We start from the raw sequence: 17,387 nt of genomic DNA, 5'->3' as shown, positions 1-17,387 counted from the left end.
CGGCGAAGGGGCCCTCCCGGTCGGAAGGGCCCCTTCGCCGATGCCTGAGGCAGGGTCAGACGGTGGTGTAACCGGGCATCGGGTACGCGGCCAGCAGGTCGCTCACCTCGCCCGCGATCCGGTCCAGCGCACCCTCGTCGTCCTTCAGGGCGGCGGTGACCGCGTCGTCCATCCACGTCGCCACCTGCGGCATCTGCTGCTCGGTGAGGCCACGGGTGGTGAGTGCCGCCGCGCCCAGCCGGATCCCGGACGGGTCGAACGGCTTGCGGGTGTCGTACGGCACCGTGTTGTAGTTCAGCTCGATGCCGGCCCGGTCCAGCGCCTGCGCGGCCGGCTTGCCGGCGATCCCCTTGCTGGTCAGGTCGGCCAGGATCAGGTGGTTGTCGGTGCCGCCGGAGGAGAGCTCGAAGCCCCGCTCGACCAGGGCGGCGGCGAGCGCCTGCGCGTTGGCGACCACCTGGTGGGCGTACGCGCGGAAGTCCTCGGTCGAGGCCTCCTTCAGCGCCACCGCGATGGCGGCGGTGGTGTGGTTGTGCGGGCCGCCCTGCAGGCCGGGGAAGACCGCCTTGTCGATCGCGCTGGCGTACTCGGCGGTCGTCATGATCATGGCGCCGCGCGGCCCGCGCAGGGTCTTGTGCGTGGTGGTGGTGATGACGTCGGCGTGGCCGACCGGCGACGGGTGCGCCCCGCCCGCGATCAGGCCGGCGATGTGCGCGATGTCGGCGACCAGGATCGCGCCGACCTCGCGGGCGATCGCGGCGAAGCCGGGGAAGTCGATGGTGCGGGGGACCGCGGTGCCACCGCAGAAGATCACCTTGGGCCGCTCGCGCAGGGCGATGTCGCGTACCTCGTCCAGGTCGATCCGGCCGGTCTCGCGGGAAACCTGGTAGCGGACCGGGCTGAACCACTTGCCGGTGGCCGAGACCGACCAGCCGTGGGTGAGGTGCCCGCCCATCGGCAGCGCCATCCCCATCACCTTGTCGCCCGGGGACAGGAACGCCAGGTAGACGGCGAGGTTCGCCGGGGACCCGGAGTACGGCTGGACGTTGGCGTGGTCGACGCCGAACAGCGCGCGGGCCCGCTCGATGGCCAGCGTCTCGATCGGGTCGATGAACTGCTGGCCCTCGTAGTACCGCTTGCCGGCGTAGCCCTCCGAGTACTTGTTGGTCAGCACGGTCCCGCTGGCCTCGAGTACGGCGGTGGACACGTAGTTCTCCGAGGCGATCATCCGCAGCTTGTCGTGCTGGCGCTGCGCCTCGGACTCGATCAGGGCGGCCAACTGCGGGTCGGCGGCGGTCAGGGCGGGAATCGGTGGTACGTGCACGAGGATCCTCCTGGCTGGTCGGCGCTTGCCCGGCTGCGGAGTGCGGACCGGACAAGGCACTGCCGGAGCCGTCCCGTCCGGCCAGAGCCGGTCCAGACAGTCCCGGTTGACGTGCACCCAGGCGCGCGGTGCACTATCTCGGTCGCTCCCCGGTGGTTTCTTCCACCTCGCCGCGCCAGTCGCCTTTAACCGCCCTGATGGTAGCGGCCCGACGGTCGTCCCCGCATCGCGCGCCACCCCCACCCGGCGTACTTAACCGTTTAACCGGGTCACATCAGGGGGTGCGGGGCGGTGCGGTGCTGCCCCGGGGGGCCAGGTGCGCGGTCTCGTCCTGGAAGTCGCCGATGGCCTCACCGGCGATGGCGGCGAGGAGTTGCCGGGCGGCGTTCGCCCCGTACGCGGGGATGTCCCGGCTGAGCGCGGTCAGCGGGGGATGCACGAGCCGGCACAGCGGTGAGTCGTCCCAGGCGACGATGGACAGGTCGGCGGGGACGGACAGGCCCATCTCCTGGGCCACCGAGAGCCCGGCGATCGCCATCACGTCGTTGTCGTAGACCAGGGCGGTCGGCCGATCGGCGGAACTGAGCAGCCGGCGGGTGACCCGGGCACCCTCCTCACCGGTGTAGTCCGATCCGACGGTCCGGGTCTGGTCCAGCCCGAGCCGCCGGCTCACCTCGGTCAACGCCGCCGTACGGATCTCGGTGTGCAACAGGCCCGGCAGGCCGCCGATCCGGGTGATCCGGCGGTGGCCGAGCGCGTACAGGTATTCGACCGTCTCGACCAGGACCGCCGCGTCGTCGGACCAGACGCTGGCGAGCCGGCCCGTGTGACCGGGTCCGCCGATCACCACCGTCGGCAGTCCCAGTTCCTCCAGCGCCGGCACCCGCTGGTCGTCGACGCGCAGGTCACAGAGGAAAACACCGTCGATGCGGCGCTCACCCCACCACCGCCGGTAGACGGCGATCTCGGTTTCCGGGTCGGCGACGATCTGGAGGGTCAGCGCGTACGACCGGGCGGAGAGTTCGGCCTCGACACCGCTGATCAGCTCCATGAAGAACGGCTCGATGCCGAGCGTACGGGCCGGTCGGCGCAGGGCCAGCCCGACGGCGTTGGCGGTCGCGCCGGACAGGGCGCGGGCGGCGCTGTTCGGGTTGAAGCCGATCTCGCGGGCGATGGCGATGATCCGCTGCCGGGTGGACTCGGAGACGCCGGGCTGGCCGTTGAGGGCGTAGGAAACCGCCCCCTTCGAGACCCCGGCCTGGCGGGCGATGTCCGCGATGGTGGGCCGCTTCACCGGCGCTCCCTCACTGCTACGGCCGGAACGCTCCGGTCTGGTCACTGGCTCGACGCTGGAAGCGGCCTGCGGCGGCGACCGCTTGTCCGGTTAAGCATAGCCACCGACGATCCCCGTTACCGCATGCCCACGCTGTTCACGCCTCATTGACACGGCTGGGACCCGATCGTACGGTGACCTCACTTATCCGGTTCAGTGGGTGTTCCTCGATACCCCGAGGAATCATGGAAGGCGCGATCAAGTCATGACGTTTCGTTCGACCGAACCGGCTGTGCCTCCCACCCGGCGACCGTTGCACGACGGCTGGTCGGTCCGGCCCGTACCCCATGCCGGGGTTCCCGTGTCGGTGTCGGACCAGCCGGTCCCGGCAACGGTCCCGGGTTGTGTGCACACCGACCTGCTCGCCGCGGGGCTGATCCCGGACCCGTACCTGGACAGCAACGAGCTGGTCGTGGCCTGGATCGGCCGCACCGACTGGGTCTACCGGACCACCTTCGAGTGGGACGACCAGGCGGCCGAGCGGGTGGACCTGGTCTGCGCCGGCCTGGACACGGTGGCGACCGTCCAGCTCAACGGGGTCGAGGTCGGGCGTACCGCCAACATGCACCGCGGCTACCGGTTCGACGTACGCCCGCTGTTGCTGCCGGGGGAGAACACCCTCGAGGTCCGGTTCGACTCCGCGTACCGCTACGCCGAGGCGTTGCGTGACTCGCTCGGTGACCGGCCGAACGCGTACCCGGAGCCGTTCAACTTCATCCGGAAGATGGCCTGCAACTTCGGTTGGGACTGGGGCCCGACGCTGGTCACCGCCGGCATCTGGCAGCCGATCGAGCTGCACACCTGGTCGGTGGCCCGGCTGGCCGAGGTCCGCCCGCTGGTCACCGTCACCGACAACACCGGCCGGGTCGACGTGGCGGTCACCGTCGAACGCGCCGCCGCCGAGCCGCTGACCGTCAGCGCCCAGGTCGCCGGGGTACGCACCGAAGCGGTCATCCCGGCCGGCGAGACGGGTACGACGCTGACCGTCACCGTCCCCGACCCGGAACTGTGGTGGCCGCGCGGCTACGGCGAGCAGACCCGCTACCCGCTCGACGTGACCCTGCACGGCCCCGACGGCACCGCGCTCGACACCTGGCAGCGCCGGATCGGCTTCCGCTCCACCCGCCTCGACACCAGCGAGGACGAGCACGGTTCCGCGTTCACCATCCTGGTCAACGAAACCCCGATCGTGATCCGCGGCGTCAACTGGATCCCCGACGACGTTTTCGTCACCCGGGTCACCCGCGAGCGTTACGCCGCCCGTTTCACCCAGGCCGTCGACGCGAACGTCAACCTGCTCCGGGTCTGGGGCGGCGGCCGGTACGAGTCCGAGGACTTCTACGACCTCGCCGACGAGCTTGGCTTGCTGGTGGAGCAGGACTTCCCGTTCGCCTGCGCGGCGTACCCGGAGGAGGAACCGTTCGCCAGCGAGGTCGAGGCCGAGGCGCGGGAGCAGGTCGTACGCCTCGCCAGCCACCCGAGCCTGATCCTCTGGATCGGCAACAACGAGAACATCTGGGGCTGGCACGACTGGGACTGGCAGGAGCCGCTGGGAGACAGGACCTGGGGCGCCGGCTACTACTTCGAGCTGCTGCCGTCGATCGTCGCGGAACTGGACCCGACCCGTCCGTACTGGCCGGGCAGCCCCTGGTCGGGGCGGCACGACAAACACCCGAACGATCCGGCGTACGGCAGCATGCACATCTGGGACGTGTGGAACCGCGAGGACTACACCAAGTACCGGGAGTACCGCCCACGGTTCGTGGCCGAGTTCGGCTACCAGGCCCCTCCGGCGTACGCGACCCTGCGTCGGGCACTGAGCGACGAACCCCTGGCTCACGACTCGCCCGGTATGGCCCATCACCAGAAGGCCGGCGACGGGGACGCGAAACTGCAACGGGGACTCGACGCCCACCTGCCGCCCCCGGCCGACTTCGACGACTGGCACTACCTGACCCAGCTCAACCAGGCCCGCGCGATCACCCTCGGGGTGGAACACTTCCGGGCGCTGCTCCCACTCTGCATGGGCACCATCGTCTGGCAGCTCAACGACTGCTGGCCGGTCACATCGTGGGCCGCCGTCGACGGCGACGGCCGTCGCAAACCCCTGTGGTACGCGTTGCGCCGGGTCTACGCCGACCGGCTGCTGACCGTACAGCCGGGTGACGGCGGTGGGTTGAACCTGGTCGCGGTGAACGACGCGGGTGTGCCCTGGCGTACGTCGGTGACCGTGACCCGGCTGACCCTGGACGGGGAACCGGCCGCCAAGACGGCCCTCGACCTGGATGTGGCGCCGCACTCGGTGGCGACGGTTCCGCTCCCGGCCGAGCTGTCCACCACCGACCGTCCCCGGCACGAGCTGCTGCTAACCGAAGCAGTCGGTACGGGCGAGCGCGCGTTCTGGTTCTTCGCCGAGGACCGGGATGTGGCGTACCCGACGGCTGCTTACGACACCGAGGTCGAGTCTTCGGCCGACGCCACCGGCCACGTGACGCGGGTACGGGTTACCGCGCGGACGATTCTGCGGGATGTGGTGCTCGGGGCTGACCGGCTGGATCCGACCGCCGAGGTGGACGAGGCCCTGGTCACGCTGCTGCCGGGGGAGTCGACCACGTTCACCGTCCGCTCGGCTGGGGCGTTGGAGGGGGCGGCGTTGACCAGTCGGCCCGTACTGCGCTGCGTCAACGACCGGTAGCCATCTGAAAGGAGGAACATACGCACCCGCATCGCGGCAGAAGCGGACGTTGCCGTCGAGCTTTCGCTGTGCGGTGGTGCCCGGGCCCGTGGAAGGCAGATAGCTCGGGATGCGATGCGGTGGTTGTCTGGCTGCCCAGTGGCGACCGAGCAGCCCGACAACTACGTCAGGTACGGGAATTACGACGATTTCTGGGTCAGCGAGGCGTGCATGGCCTGCACCAGGCTGGCCGCCCGGTGGTCCGGTGTCATGTCGGCGTGCAGGCGGTTCATGACGTATCCGAAAGCGATGCCGGTGGCCGGGTCGGCATAGCCGAGTGATCCGCCAAGTCCGGGAAAGCCGAATGCGGACGACGAGTACCACGGCATATCGGGAAGCGGAAGGCCGAAGCCCAGAGCGGGCCGGGTCGGCACACCCAGGACCCGGTCGACGCCGCTGGCTTGTTCGGCGGTAGCGGTCGCGAGGGTGTTCGCGTCGAGGATGCGCACCTCGTCGACCTCGCCGATCAGGGCGGCGTAGAACCGGGCTAGGGACTGGGCGGTGCAGATGCCGTTGACGGCGGGCACCTCCGCCGCCTGGACATCGGGATCGTTAAGATCGAGTGGTTCGCTGGTAATCAGCATTGTGCGCATGATCAGCGACGTTGGGTCGGCGAGCGCAAGCGTCTCTGCCTGGGACGGCGGCTCGACGATCCGGCTAACCCGATGCTGTTCGGTCTTGGGAAGGCCGATCCAGAAGTCCAGGCCGAGTGGGTCCCCGATCTCCTGCGTGAAGTACGCGCCCAGACTGCGCCCGGAGACCCGCCGGACCACCTCGCCTACCAACCATCCGTACGTCAGGCCGTGATAGCCGTGTGCGGTGCCAGGTTCCCACTCCGGGGTTTGTGCGGCGAGGGCGGCCACCATGGGTTCCCAGGCCAACGCGTCGGCCAGCGGCATCCGCCGGTCCAGTGCCGGAAGGCCGGCCTGATGCGACAGGAGCCACCGCACCGGTATCCGTTCCTTGCCTGCGGCGGAGAACTCGGGCCAGTAGTCAGCGACCGGCGCGTCAAGGTCTAGGTGGCCGCGTTGCGCGAGCAGGTGGGCGCATGCTGCGGTGGCGCTCTTGGTGGCCGAGTAGATGGCCTGCAGGGTGTCGTGGTGCCAGGCCCGGTCGGTCTGCGGGTCGGCGGTACCGCCCCAGAGGTCAACGACCTTGCGGCCGTGCAGGTAAACGCTCACCGCCGCCCCTACCTCGGAGTGCCGTTCGAAGTTCGCCGCGAAGGCCGCACGCACCGGCTCGAACCCGGGGGCGACGGTCCCCTCAATCATCGTCATGGCAGTCAGGATACCCTGACCCTGGTGTCAGGACATCCTGACGCTCGTATGATTCCCGAGTGCGGATAAAACTTGACGACCTGCCAGGTCACGAAGGCATCGTCGGGTTCCGTCTGCCCGACGGCTCGTTACTCCCCGATGCGGGCGTAGTCGGGGACCCCGTCGGCTACCGGGCGATGTGCTCCTGCGGGTGGATCGGCGGGTCCGACTACCCGCCCACTGACACAGGCCGGATGTCGGCTACCTCCGACTGGGTCCAGCACATGAAGCCGCTTTGGGCGTCAGCCCCGCCGCAATGGTTACTCAGTCGCTCGGACACGTTGCGCGACAATCTGGCGGAGTTGGCGACCCAGTGGCCGCTTCAGGCGCTCGGCGTCCTGGCTGAGGTGGAACGCTGGCAACGACCACTCATCGAGAAAGCGGTCGCGGTGGCCAGGGACAACGGCGTCTCCTGGGTAGAAATCGGCGCTGCCCTAGGCATCACGAAACAATCGGCGCACGAGCGATTCAGCGCCTCAGCACGCCGGAAGCCCAGGGCTTGACCCACCGATCTCGATGACAGCAGTTACCTGAGGCGCAACACGCGCTCATCGACATGTCCGGACATCCACCGGCCGGGAAGCGTAATCACCAAGCGTGCCTGCTTCGGCTGTGCGGGCGGCGCGCACGGTCGGCGGCATGAGAGTGAGCCGATGCCCGATCCCGGCATACTGCATCAGCGCAGGACGCTCGCCACGACGTTGTGCACATTTTCGACTGGCGGCTCGCCGCGGTGCTCGGTGAACAGCAGTTGCACCGCGCCGATCAGGGTCGGCGCCAGCACCTGCACGTCCGCGTCGGCGGCGATTCGACCGAGGTCGTGCTCGGCTGCCAGATAGCCGGCCACCGCAGCGACCGCCTCGCCCACCAGGGGGAATCGGGCGGTGCCGGCCGCGCGCAGACGGTTGCGCAGCTCGTCGCGGGCGATGGTGAGCACGATGATCGCGGACATGACCGGCTCGAAGAGTTCGAACATCACGCCGGTGAGGTTGCCAGCAACGGTCCCGCTCCCGGCCGCATCGCGGAGCGTGGCACCTTGCACCTCGACCCGCGCGATGCGGTCGAGCACCAGATCGACCAGGAACGCGTCGAAGTCGGCGAAGTGCCGATGCAGTACGCCCTTGGCAACTCCGGCCTCATCGGTGATCGCGCGGCTGGTCAGCGCCGCGACCCCGCCGCGGATGAGCACTCTCACGGCCGCATCGAATAGTTGCTGGCGCGGATCGCGCAGAGCTACGCCGGTCGGCATGAGATGCTCCCGCTTTTCTAGTGGGCGATTGCCCACTAGAGTGGGCGCATGGTCACTCTACCGCCGCAACCTCACGAAGCCCGCCGCGTCGCAGAGTCATTCGGAAGCGAGCCCGGGCGCTACGACCGCAGTCGGTCACCGTATCCGGATGCGCTGATCGAGCACATCGTCGCCGCCGCGCCGGGCCCCGCATTTCTCGACGCCGGTTGCGGGACCGGGATCGAAGCCCGCCAGTTCCGCGCCGCTGGGCGCACGGTCCTCGGCGTCGAGCCCGATCCCCGGATGGCCGAATTCGCCCGCGCGACCGGCATCGACGTCGAGGTTGCGACCTTCGAGACATGGGAGCCGGCCGGCCGCAACTTCGACGCGATCGTCTCCGGCACGGCCTGGCACTGGGTCGACCCTGTCGCCGGAGCCGCCAAGGCAGCCGAGATACTGAGCCCAGGCGGCGTCCTCGCGCCGTTCGGCCACGTCTACGAACTGCCGTCGCCGATTGCCGCAGCGCTGGCTGCCGGGCTACGCCGGGCTGCGCCAGACCTGCCCTACCGCCAACCGTCCGGTTCCATTCTCGACGGCTATCGCGCCCTCTACGACCGCGCCGCCGAGGGAGCCCGCGCGTCCGGCTGCTTCGCCGAACCCGAGATCCGCCGTTACGACTGGCAGCGCACCTACGCCCGAGAGGAACTGCTCGCACTCATCACGACTTCCGGCGGCCTCGCGAGCATGTCACCAGATAAACTCGCCGAGATCCTGTCGACGGTCGCCGCCGCGGTCGACGGCGATGTCACCCTCGCCTATGCCACCTGGTGCCTGACCGCTGTCCGCAGGTAACCCGTCGACGCCGCTCGCCGCGACAGAAAGCGCTAGTCACACATCCGGATGACGTGCATTAACAAGTGCATTCACATCGGCAGATGAGTATGCCAAGAGTGCTAATTGGCACGTCTATGCGAGCATGGCAAACGCTTGGAATCACACGCAGCTGCCCGCTGCTGCGGCTTCACGAGTTGATAATCGCCCGGCGAGGGGACCTTGCCTGTTCGACCTGGCGTTTGCCTTGTTCAGCTCGCGACCCCGGCGACGAACACCCGCCATGCATCCGGCTCGAACGTCAGGGTGCCGCCGTCACGGTCCTTGCTGTCGCGTACGGCGACGACGCCGGGCAGGTTGTCCGCCACCTCCACGCAGTTCCCACCGTTCGAGCCGCTGCGGGTGCTCTTGCGCCAGTGGGCGCCGGTCAGGTCAGCCATGGCCTTGCTTTCAGTAGTTGGATCGACAGGTCACGCGGTAAGGCGTACCCCCGCACAGCATCCCAGACTCGTGTCAGCGAGGCCAGTTGTCCTGGGTCGCTCACCAGACGCCCGGACGCCTGATCGTCCAGCCACAGTACGTCTGGCGAGTCGTGCATGGAGGCGAGCGCGAACCCGGCCAGCCCGGGGTGTACTCCGGCTTCCAGGGGGATCACGTGTACGAAGACGTTCGGACGTTCGGCCATCGCGATGATGTGGGCAAGCTGCGGGATCATGAGTTCCCGATGACCGCGCATGAGTACGGCCTGGTCGAGCACGAACACGCACATCGGCGGTCGGGGTCGGTCGAAGACGGCCTTTTGCCGCTCCATTCGTATCCTGACCAGCCGGTCTACCTCGTCAAGATGTAGCGGACTACTCGACAGCACCGCACGCGCGTAGTCCTCGGTCTGGAGCAGCCCCGGTACGACGGCTATCTCGAAGCCCCGCAGCGACACGGCCGCCAGCTCCTGCTCCCGCCAGGGGCGGAACCACGCCACGTCCCGCCGCCGGAACGACTCAGGCCACAGCTCCTCGACGTCCTTCCCGAGGGCTTCTGCCGCTGCGGCACGGTGACGGGCTTGCGGGATCCGACCTTCCGTGTCCCAGCGTCGGACCGTCTTGGCGTCGATCCCGAGACGCGCCGCGAGTGTCTCGGCGGTCAAACCCTTGGCGCTGAGCGCACTGCGCAGGACCTCGTTCATGACCCAGCCCTCCCATTGGGACAACCTGAATGCCCACTGACCATAGTCGATTGGACTATCTCTGTCTGTACGGCGCGCGTCATCTTGTTGACAGGCGATATCGCTACCAGTGGCGGCCCAAGTCGGAGGAGATCGTTATGTCACGGGTATGGAGATGGTGGTTCTCGGGTCGACTGGGTGGGCGAGCCGTACCCGCCCTGTCGCAACGGTCAGGCTCATCGGGGCGGTGTCCGCATTCGCACACCACTCAACCACCGCACACCCCGCCGTTGAGCCCCCGAACACCGAGCCCGCCAGCCTGGTGCACCGCTCCCACCGCCGCGTACTACCGGTTGACGCTGGGGCAGATGACCGCGTACCGCGTGCCGCGCCATCTCCACCGGGAGGCCCGGCGATGACGCTGTTGGTGAGCGCGGGAGACGTGCTCGATCGCCTGCCGGGGTGTCAGGATCCATCGTCGTACGCCGGGGGTTTGGTGTGGTGACCGCGCGTCCCCTGGTGCAGGTGGGCGACCGCGTCGACATCGGCAGTGGGGCGTACCTGACTGGTGAGCCTGGTCGGTACTTCCTGCGCGAAGGTTCGCTGACCGGCACCGTCACCGAGGTCCCCAACGGTGATACGCCGGTGTCCGGCAACTGGGTGGCGGTCGTGGTTACCGATGACCGCGACGGCCAGAGCGTGCCGGCCATTGCACAGGACCGGTACCTGCCCGGCTTCGTGCCGCGCAAGTCCGGGCTGCCCGACCTTGCGGACCCGAGATGACGGGGGTGCACGGAGAGCTTGAGCACGTCTTCCGGGTGCCGCTCTACGACTGCCGCGCGTGCGGACGGCCCTGGCCGTGCCTGGCAGCACAGGCCGAACTGACCGCGCAGTACACCGACATGCCCCTGTCCCTGGCCCTCTACCTCGCCTCCTGCTGGGTTGATCTGCTGACGGCCTTCGCGCGGCTGGACACCGGTCAGACTCCCGACGCCCGCGCGACGTGGGAACGGGTTGTCGGTTGGTCGGTGCCGGTCCTTCGCGGCACGGCGACGAAGGGGAAACCCGGTTCGTAGACCCCGCCGACCTCTTCCCCCAGCCAGGTCAGCGGAATGCTGGGCCGCGATCCCCACCTCTCGGGATCGCGGCCCAGTTCCTTGGCCGTGGTCGGGGCCGACGCCGACCTGCTTCACGGTGGGGCAGGGGCGTGTGGGGGTGCCACAATGCTTCGGGTTTCGACCATTGGGGGATTCATGTCCGTGGAGCTGCAGGCAGCGATGCCGGTCGCCTTCCCCGTCGCAGCGCTGGTGACGACGACCCGGGAGGTTCTGACCGAGTTGCTGGGCGGCTGTCCCGTACCAGCGATTGCTGTACGCACCGACCGCCGGTACGAGCAGGGTGAGTTGGTCGATCCGGGTCGGGTCCTGACCCCTGCCGAGCAGGAGACGACCATCGTCGGCGCCGATCTGGTCGGGCCTGACTACGGCTGCTCAGGCCCGCACTACCGCCTGGTGGTAGGCGACGAGGACGACGGCGGGTCGTTCTATGTCAGCGCATACCCGGCCTATCCCGAGTTCGACGAACCAGCACGGACCGTCCTGTTGTGCGTCCCGGACCGCACGTGCGTCGGCGTCGCCGTCGGGGCAGCAACCACGTTGGCCGCGGCCATTCGCGGTGGCGGTCAGATCGAGGAATGCCAGCTTGACCTGTTCCCGGTCGTCGACCCACGTGCGGCGATCCAGGCGTTGCGCCTGCCCGATGCGGGAACGGGATTCGTCGACCAATGCGTACGGTTCGTGCGCGCGATCAAGTCGCTCAACGGCTGGCCGTCGACGGTCAATCTTGCCTCCTGGCCCACCTCGTGGCCTAGCTGAGGACGCCGCGTACGTCGGTGTTGGGCACGCGGCGGCCGCCGGTGTCTATGTTGCTGGCTGGTACCTGACGATCAGGTAGCGGGCAAGCAGTGCCATGGCTCCCGGTACCACGGCGGGAACCAGACCCGCCACGATCGCCACGACCAGTAGACGCTTCGCCATACCAAGGTGGCCTTTCCAGACGAGCCACGCTGCGGCTACGGACGTGATAGCAGCTACGGACTGCAGCACCAGGAAGGCGATAGACGTGAGATCGAAGCTGCGACCGGTCTCGATCGCGGTGCCTTGCTGTTCGACTACGGTCGTGGTGACGAACGGCGTGGTGTAGACGAACAGAGCTGCGGCGATGCCAGCGAGACAGGCCACCAGGACGACCAACCCGTTCCGGGGCGTCACGGTCGGCCGTCCAGGAACATCCGCAGCCGGGTGAGGGTTTGCTTGTTGTCGCCGGGCACGTGCCCGTTCACCGCGCGGCAAACCCAGCCGAGCCGCAGCGCCACGCCGGCCGCGGCGACCAGGTCGCCGCTGAAACGCTCGGCGTACGGAGTCAGATAGGCGTCGCGGAACGGGGCGGTGTCGACGGACTGCTCGACATCGTCCAGGCCCCACGCCAACACCCCCTCAAGGGTCACCGACAGGGTGAAGAACGGGTGCGAGATACACGCGTCGCCCCAGTCGAGCACCAGGTGGCGGCCATCCCGTACGAACACCTGCGCGTCGTGCAGGTCGTCGTGTTGGAGGAGTTCCGGCAGCGCGTACGCGGCAAGTTCGTCGCACAGGTCGGCCACCATTCGCGACGCGTCGCGGTACCGCCGTTCGGCGCCGATCTCGTCCAGCAAGCGTTCGTACGCACCCGGCAGCACGGCGAGCCGCATGTCCGGTACGCCCAGGGCGAGCAGGTCGTCCACATCCCCGGCGAGGTCGAGCTGGATGCCGGCATAGAGCGGCAGCACGTCGTACCAGCGGCCGAGATCCCGCTCGCGGGCCGTCACCGTACGCAGAGTCTCCCCGCCGTCGGCCATCAGCATCCAGCCGAGGGTGGTGTCGGCGGCCAGCAGCGGCGGTACCGCGTCGGGCCGTCGAGCGGCGATCCGTTCGACGACGGCGGCCTCGTGCCGCAGTGGCTCGGCGTTGGCCTTGAACCAGACGGGTCCCAGTTCCGTCGGGATCCGCAGCACCGTCGACCAGGGATAGACATGCGGCTGCTCGATCGCCCCGGTACGGGTCACGCCCAGCTCACCGAGGCGACCGTCGATCCAGCCGTGCACCCCGGCCAGCCAGTCGCGATCACGCCAACGCTCGTCCTCCACGGGCAGGACCATACTTACCCACCGAGCCTGCGCGACATCGGTTATCCCCCGACGTCTGTACGTCTCACCAGTGGTAGCCGAGGTTCAGGATGAGCGCGGCGACCGCGGTGGAGAAGAACACGGCCCATCCGGCAAGCTGGCGGGAACCCACTCGCAGGTGCACGACGAGCGCGCCGACGAAGTACAGCACGAGTCCGGCGGCGGCGAGTGTGCCCAGCAGCGGAACGGCGAACCCGGCCAACAGCCCCAGGGAACCCGCCGCCAGCAGCAGACCCAACACAGGTATCCACGACCGTGGCACGCGCTTCAGGTCCGCCTGGGCTTTCGGATAGTCGTGGCCGATCAGGTAGGTGACGGCGGCGATGCCGTTGAAGACCGACGCGAGGATGGTGACCGTGACGTAAGCGGCGAACATGGGCCCTCCCTTGTGGTTGCCACAAGGACGAGTCGGCGCCGCGAAGTGTGACGCGTTGCTGGTGATAGATACGGGGCCGTACGGTTGCGCCGTGGGCGCACGGGGAGCTCGTCTCGGCATTGACTTCGGCACGTCGAACACGGTGGCGGTGCTGGAACTCCCCGGTCGGGAGCCCAGGGCCATCCTGTTCGACGGTTCTCCGCTGCTGCCGTCCGCGGTGTGCGCGGACCCCTCGGGGCGGCTGCTGGTCGGCCGGGACGCGCTGCACACGTCACTGGCGTCCCCGGCGTCGTTCGAGCCCTTTCCGAAGCGCTGCATCGACGACGAGACGGTGCTGCTCGGCGAGCAGCAGGTGCCGGTGCCGGACCTGATCGCGGCGGCGCTGCGTCGGGTGGCCGCCGAAGCGGCGCTGGTCAGCCCCGACCCGATCGTCGAGGTGGTACTCACCTGCCCGGCCGCCTGGGGAGCCCAGCGGCGCGGGATCCTGATCGAGGCTGCCGCCCAGGCGCTGCCGGCCGTACGCCTGGTCACCGAACCGGTCGCGGCCGCGAGTTTCTTCGTCGAGGTCGCCGGAAGCCAGCTTCCGGTCGGACGGTACGCCCTGGTCTACGACTTCGGCGCCGGCACCTTCGACGCCTCGGTAGTGCAGCGTACGGAGGACGGCTTCGTGACGGTGGCCGCCGAGGGGCTGCCCGACGCCGGGGGCCTCGACATCGACGCCGCCATCGTGGACCGGATCGGTGCCACGGTCGGCGTACGGGATCCGGAGATCTGGCAGCGGCTGCTGCGTCCGGAAACGACCAGCGACCGGCGGGCAAGCCGGCAACTGTGGGACAACGTACGGGCCGCCAAGGAGATGCTGTCGCGCGGCACCACCACCCTCGTCCACGTGCCGCTGTTCGACGCCGAGGCACCGTTGGGTCGCGAGGAGTTGGAGGAGATCGCCGCGCCGGTTCTCGCCCGTACCGTCAAGGCGGTCCGGTCGGTGCTCGACCGGGCGGGGATCGAGACCGGCCAGGTGGCCGCGGTGTTCCTCGCGGGTGGATCGAGCCGGATGCCCGCCGTGGCGACGGTGCTGCACCGGGCACTGGGTGTCCAGCCGACCATCGTGGACCAGCCCGAGCTGGCCGTGGCGGAGGGCAGCCTGCGTACGGTCGAATCAGCCGGCGTCGCAGAAGCCGCGACGGCGACGCCCGCCTCGGCCACGGAAGACCCGGCACCCGGGTCGGGCACGGACGAGCCGGCGCCGGTGTCGGCGGCGCGGTCGAGGCGTCATCTCGCGGCCGTGGCCGGGTCGGCGCTGGTGTTGACGCTGGTCGTCGCCGGGGTCGTGGCCGGCGCGCGGGCCATCGGCGACGACCGGAAGGATCCCCTCGCGACGCCCACCACCGCGGGCGCGTCTCCGACGGCATCCCCGACGCCGACGCCATCGCCGACGCGTTCGTTCGCGCCCCAGATGGACCCCTGCCTGCTCGGCACCTGGCGGTCGACGTCGATGCAGACGTTCAGCCGGATCAACGGTGACCAGGTGCAGCTCTCGGGCGGCGCCGGCATCATCCTGACGTACAAGCCGGATGCCACCGCCTCGCTCGACTACAACAAGAGCGAGGACGCTGCCGCGACCCACGACGGCGCACGCTGGACCCAGCGGATCAGGGGCACGATCACGATGAGCGTCCGGCACACGGGGGGCAAGGAGTACATCAGCAACGTCAAGGCCAGCGGGACGAACACGTTGTACCGCGCCGGTAAGCGCAGCAACTCGATCGCGCTGTCGCTGCTCCTGGAGCCGGACGACTACTTCTGCACCGAGAACAGGCTGGAGTTCCACAGCACCGGGGTCGCCGTCAGCGTCTGGGCCCGGGTCAACGAATAACTCATAGGTAGTTGCACGACATAAGTCTGTGGACGAGGTATCGTCCTCCCATGGAGATGCGGGAAGCCACCTACTTCATCCTGGCCGCGTTGCAGGGCGAGCCCCGGCACGGCTACGCGATCATGAAGTTCGCGATCGACTCGTCCGGAGGCCGCGTGAAGCTGTCGACCGGCACGCTCTACACGGCACTCGACCGGCTGAACACCGCGGGCCTGATCGAAACCGACCGCCAGGAAGTGGTCGACGGCCGGGCCCGCCGCTACTACCGGCTCACCGACACCGGCAGGTCCGCGCTGCTGACCGAAGCCGCCCGGCTCGCCGAGATGTCCCGCGTCGTGACCGACCACGCCGCGTCCGCCGACCAGCCCGCCGCAGTCGAACCGTCCCGGACCCGGCGGCCGGGCCTCACCCAGGTACGGCCGGCATGAACGACGAATCCGTGCTGCGCCGCCGCGTCAACGTGCTGCTGCGCGCCTACCCACGCCGGTACCGGGCCGAACGCGGCGAGGAGATCGCCGCGACCATGCTCGACGTCGCCGCGCCGGGCCAGACCTGGCCGTCGGTACGCGAGGTAGGCGGCGTGCTGCTCGGCGCGGCTCGCCTGCGCAGCCGCAGCGCCGACCTGACCTTGCCGACGCTGATACGCCACGCGCTGCAACTGGCCGTCGTCGGCGTGACGGTCCCGCTCGTGGTCTTCCACCACCCGTACGAAATCTTTCCCCACCTGCCGTTCCGCGGCCAACTGATCGCCTGGGCGGTGCCGTACGCGCTGCTGGTGGGCGGCCTGGTCGCGGCGGCCGTGGGCGCGTACGGCACCGGCCTTGCCTTGCTCGGCGGAACGTACGCCCTCCAGCATCTCAGCGGCGGTCTGGCCGTGGACGGCGTGCCGATCGGCCCGTACTGGATGGACTACTACTACCTTCCCGGGGTCCTGCTCGGCGTGCTGCTGCTGTGGCGGCTGGCCGATCGGCTCCGGCCCCACGTGACGGTCGTCCAGCCCGGCCGGCTCCACCGCGCACCACCGTTCAGCGTCGTGACGGTAGTGCTGATCACCGCGGTGGTCCCGATCCTGAACGAGACGCTGCTTCCGCTGCCGCTGGACGGTCTGTGGTGGCAGTACGAACTCCACAACTTCGCGCCCTACCTCATGTTGCTCCTGTTCGTGGGGATCGACCCACGCATCCCCCTGGCCGGTGCCCCGTTGGCGATCCTCGACAACAGCCGCCTCTTCCACACCGTCTTCGGCACCGACATCTACCCGCAGCGTGAGGTGTTGAAGGCCGCACTGGTGCTCGGTGGGGCGCTGGCCGCGGGCGTGGTCCTGGCCGCCGCGAGCGTGCTGGCCCGATGGCGACTGTCCCGCCATTGACCCCGCCAGGACGGACGCTGGCCGCGATCCCACACTTGGGATCGCGGCCAGTCGATACGAGACGCCTTCTAGGGACACCGTTCCTGCACGCGGATCGTGATCGGGACGGTCTGCGTCTCGACCGCGTCCGACGCCCACAGCACCGCGCCGTAGACCCCGACCGGAGTCGGCGGTACGACCACCGGGACCAGGGCGAGCACGTTGTGGTCGTCGTTCGATCCGGGTGGTATGAACGCGTGGGGCGTGCCGGCTGTCGAACCGGCGGGCAGCTCCCGCGCGGTGACCTCGATGGGTGCCGACCAGCTTCCCTGGATCACGATCAGGAAGTACGTGCTTCGGCCGTACCTGGCGTCGACACAGATCGCCTGCTGGTAGTCGAGCAGTTTCCAGGTGACCGGGGCGGCGTCGTACGTCGCCGCGGTGGTGCCGCCCGCTGCGGCAGCCGGTGGCCCGGTGAACAGTGCCAGCGCCAGCCCGATTGTCAGGCCGAGCGCCAATCTCACGCTACGGTGCGTCGATTTCACAACCAACCCCCTGGGAAGTGGGTAGCCGTACCTGGCACTGCGACAAATTAGGCGACGAATCTCAGTCGAATTTCAGAGGCATCGGCACGTC

At 69.0% G+C, this 17,387-nt stretch carries 19 protein-coding genes; 9 read left to right on the top strand and 10 right to left on the bottom strand.

The genetic code is table 11. The features are described from left to right. Positions 1 to 55: 55 nt before the first annotated feature. Together glyA and AB0J90_RS28580 are read right to left on the bottom strand one after the other, a co-directional pair. On the bottom strand, positions 56 to 1,324 hold the full coding sequence (gene glyA / locus AB0J90_RS28585) for a serine hydroxymethyltransferase (RefSeq protein ID WP_363601008.1): 1,269 nt from the start codon (positions 1,322 to 1,324) through the stop codon (positions 56 to 58). Between the two features lie 274 nt (positions 1,325 to 1,598). Beyond that, positions 1,599 to 2,618, bottom strand: a complete 1,020-nt coding sequence (locus AB0J90_RS28580) for a LacI family DNA-binding transcriptional regulator (protein WP_363601006.1) — start codon at positions 2,616 to 2,618, stop codon at positions 1,599 to 1,601. Between the two features lie 244 nt (positions 2,619 to 2,862). Here AB0J90_RS28580 and AB0J90_RS28575 point away from each other — a divergent pair, with 244 nt between their 5' ends. Further along, positions 2,863 to 5,352 (top strand): glycoside hydrolase family 2 TIM barrel-domain containing protein, encoded by a 2,490-nt coding sequence (locus tag AB0J90_RS28575; RefSeq protein WP_363601004.1) that lies wholly within the window; start codon positions 2,863 to 2,865, stop codon positions 5,350 to 5,352. Between the two features lie 179 nt (positions 5,353 to 5,531). Here AB0J90_RS28575 and AB0J90_RS28570 read toward each other — a convergent pair whose 3' ends face one another. Continuing rightward, positions 5,532 to 6,668, bottom strand: a complete 1,137-nt coding sequence (locus tag AB0J90_RS28570) for a serine hydrolase domain-containing protein (RefSeq protein ID WP_363601002.1) — start codon at positions 6,666 to 6,668, stop codon at positions 5,532 to 5,534. A gap of 65 nt (positions 6,669 to 6,733) precedes the next feature. On the opposite strand from AB0J90_RS28570, the gene AB0J90_RS28565 reads away from it, so the two are divergent. Then, positions 6,734 to 7,210 carry a hypothetical protein gene (locus AB0J90_RS28565; protein ID WP_363601070.1) on the top strand — a complete coding sequence of 159 codons (477 nt, stop codon included), beginning with the start codon at positions 6,734 to 6,736 and terminating at the stop codon, positions 7,208 to 7,210. A 173-nt stretch (positions 7,211 to 7,383) separates the two neighbouring features. Here AB0J90_RS28565 and AB0J90_RS28560 read toward each other — a convergent pair whose 3' ends face one another. Then, complete coding sequence (locus AB0J90_RS28560) at positions 7,384 to 7,956, bottom strand: helix-turn-helix domain-containing protein (protein ID WP_363601000.1); 573 nt, start codon at positions 7,954 to 7,956, stop codon at positions 7,384 to 7,386. Between the two features lie 48 nt (positions 7,957 to 8,004). Between AB0J90_RS28560 and AB0J90_RS28555 the strand changes: the two genes are divergently transcribed. Next, positions 8,005 to 8,787 carry a class I SAM-dependent methyltransferase gene (locus AB0J90_RS28555; protein ID WP_363600998.1) on the top strand — a complete coding sequence of 261 codons (783 nt, stop codon included), beginning with the start codon at positions 8,005 to 8,007 and terminating at the stop codon, positions 8,785 to 8,787. A 230-nt stretch (positions 8,788 to 9,017) separates the two neighbouring features. Here the strand turns inward: AB0J90_RS28555 and AB0J90_RS28550 are convergent, their stop codons facing one another. Both AB0J90_RS28550 and AB0J90_RS28545 read right to left on the bottom strand, forming a co-directional pair. After that, the gene (locus AB0J90_RS28550) at positions 9,018 to 9,206 is read right to left on the bottom strand and encodes a DUF397 domain-containing protein (protein WP_363600997.1); all 189 of its coding nucleotides are present in this window, start codon (positions 9,204 to 9,206) and stop codon (positions 9,018 to 9,020) included. Continuing rightward, positions 9,194 to 9,949, bottom strand: a complete 756-nt coding sequence (locus AB0J90_RS28545; RefSeq protein WP_363600995.1) for a helix-turn-helix transcriptional regulator — start codon at positions 9,947 to 9,949, stop codon at positions 9,194 to 9,196. Before AB0J90_RS28545 ends, AB0J90_RS28550 begins: the two co-directional genes overlap by 13 nt. A 480-nt stretch (positions 9,950 to 10,429) precedes the next feature. Between AB0J90_RS28545 and AB0J90_RS28540 the strand changes: the two genes are divergently transcribed. From AB0J90_RS28540 to AB0J90_RS28530, 3 genes are all read left to right on the top strand, one after another. Further along, a complete protein-coding gene (locus AB0J90_RS28540) occupies positions 10,430 to 10,711 on the top strand; it encodes a hypothetical protein (RefSeq protein ID WP_363600993.1) in 282 nt (93 codons plus the stop codon). A gap of 5 nt (positions 10,712 to 10,716) precedes the next feature. Next, positions 10,717 to 11,004 carry a hypothetical protein gene (locus AB0J90_RS28535; protein ID WP_363600991.1) on the top strand — a complete coding sequence of 96 codons (288 nt, stop codon included), beginning with the start codon at positions 10,717 to 10,719 and terminating at the stop codon, positions 11,002 to 11,004. A 177-nt stretch (positions 11,005 to 11,181) separates the two neighbouring features. Beyond that, a complete protein-coding gene (locus tag AB0J90_RS28530; protein ID WP_363600989.1) occupies positions 11,182 to 11,802 on the top strand; it encodes a hypothetical protein in 621 nt (206 codons plus the stop codon). Positions 11,803 to 11,847: 45 nt separating this feature from the next. Here the strand turns inward: AB0J90_RS28530 and AB0J90_RS28525 are convergent, their stop codons facing one another. From AB0J90_RS28525 to AB0J90_RS28515, 3 genes are all read right to left on the bottom strand, one after another. Further along, on the bottom strand, positions 11,848 to 12,198 hold the full coding sequence (locus AB0J90_RS28525; protein WP_363600987.1) for a hypothetical protein: 351 nt from the start codon (positions 12,196 to 12,198) through the stop codon (positions 11,848 to 11,850). Beyond that, positions 12,195 to 13,112 carry a phosphotransferase gene (locus AB0J90_RS28520; protein WP_363600985.1) on the bottom strand — a complete coding sequence of 306 codons (918 nt, stop codon included), beginning with the start codon at positions 13,110 to 13,112 and terminating at the stop codon, positions 12,195 to 12,197. The genes AB0J90_RS28525 and AB0J90_RS28520 overlap by 4 nt, the downstream gene beginning before the upstream one ends. Positions 13,113 to 13,176: 64 nt before the next feature. After that, a complete protein-coding gene (locus AB0J90_RS28515) occupies positions 13,177 to 13,527 on the bottom strand; it encodes a DoxX family protein (protein ID WP_363600983.1) in 351 nt (116 codons plus the stop codon). Positions 13,528 to 13,618: 91 nt separating this feature from the next. Between AB0J90_RS28515 and AB0J90_RS28510 the strand changes: the two genes are divergently transcribed. From AB0J90_RS28510 to AB0J90_RS28500, 3 genes are read left to right on the top strand one after another with little or no spacing between them, the layout of a single operon-like run. After that, positions 13,619 to 15,403 carry an Hsp70 family protein gene (locus tag AB0J90_RS28510; protein WP_363600981.1) on the top strand — a complete coding sequence of 595 codons (1,785 nt, stop codon included), beginning with the start codon at positions 13,619 to 13,621 and terminating at the stop codon, positions 15,401 to 15,403. Between the two features lie 50 nt (positions 15,404 to 15,453). Further along, a complete protein-coding gene (locus AB0J90_RS28505) occupies positions 15,454 to 15,831 on the top strand; it encodes a PadR family transcriptional regulator (protein ID WP_363600979.1) in 378 nt (125 codons plus the stop codon). Beyond that, positions 15,828 to 16,772 (top strand): hypothetical protein, encoded by a 945-nt coding sequence (locus AB0J90_RS28500; protein ID WP_363600977.1) that lies wholly within the window; start codon positions 15,828 to 15,830, stop codon positions 16,770 to 16,772. Before AB0J90_RS28505 ends, AB0J90_RS28500 begins: the two co-directional genes overlap by 4 nt. A gap of 68 nt (positions 16,773 to 16,840) precedes the next feature. Here the strand turns inward: AB0J90_RS28500 and AB0J90_RS28495 are convergent, their stop codons facing one another. Then, entirely contained in the window at positions 16,841 to 17,275 is a 435-nt protein-coding gene (locus tag AB0J90_RS28495; RefSeq protein ID WP_363600975.1) for a DUF5980 family protein, read from the bottom strand. Positions 17,276 to 17,387 lie beyond the last annotated feature (112 nt).

It is taken from the genome of Micromonospora sp. NPDC049523, assembly GCF_040676775.1.
Lineage (GTDB): Bacteria > Actinomycetota > Actinomycetes > Mycobacteriales > Micromonosporaceae > Micromonospora_G.
This window is presented reverse-complemented; position numbering and strand designations above follow the sequence as displayed.

Bases quoted from the DNA above. Each gene is read 5' to 3' on its own strand.
- AB0J90_RS28575 (WP_363601004.1), top strand. From the start codon at position 2,863: ATGACGTTTCGTTCGACCGAACCGGCTGTGCCTCCCACCCGGCGACCG.
- AB0J90_RS28570 (WP_363601002.1), bottom strand. From the start codon at position 6,668: ATGACGATGATTGAGGGGACCGTCGCCCCCGGGTTCGAGCCGGTGCGT.
- AB0J90_RS28560 (WP_363601000.1), bottom strand. From the start codon at position 7,956: ATGCCGACCGGCGTAGCTCTGCGCGATCCGCGCCAGCAACTATTCGAT.
- AB0J90_RS28555 (WP_363600998.1), top strand. From the start codon at position 8,005: ATGGTCACTCTACCGCCGCAACCTCACGAAGCCCGCCGCGTCGCAGAG.
- AB0J90_RS28550 (WP_363600997.1), bottom strand. From the start codon at position 9,206: ATGGCTGACCTGACCGGCGCCCACTGGCGCAAGAGCACCCGCAGCGGC.
- AB0J90_RS28545 (WP_363600995.1), bottom strand. From the start codon at position 9,949: ATGAACGAGGTCCTGCGCAGTGCGCTCAGCGCCAAGGGTTTGACCGCC.
- AB0J90_RS28530 (WP_363600989.1), top strand. From the start codon at position 11,182: ATGTCCGTGGAGCTGCAGGCAGCGATGCCGGTCGCCTTCCCCGTCGCA.
- AB0J90_RS28515 (WP_363600983.1), bottom strand. From the start codon at position 13,527: ATGTTCGCCGCTTACGTCACGGTCACCATCCTCGCGTCGGTCTTCAAC.
- AB0J90_RS28505 (WP_363600979.1), top strand. From the start codon at position 15,454: ATGGAGATGCGGGAAGCCACCTACTTCATCCTGGCCGCGTTGCAGGGC.
- AB0J90_RS28500 (WP_363600977.1), top strand. From the start codon at position 15,828: ATGAACGACGAATCCGTGCTGCGCCGCCGCGTCAACGTGCTGCTGCGC.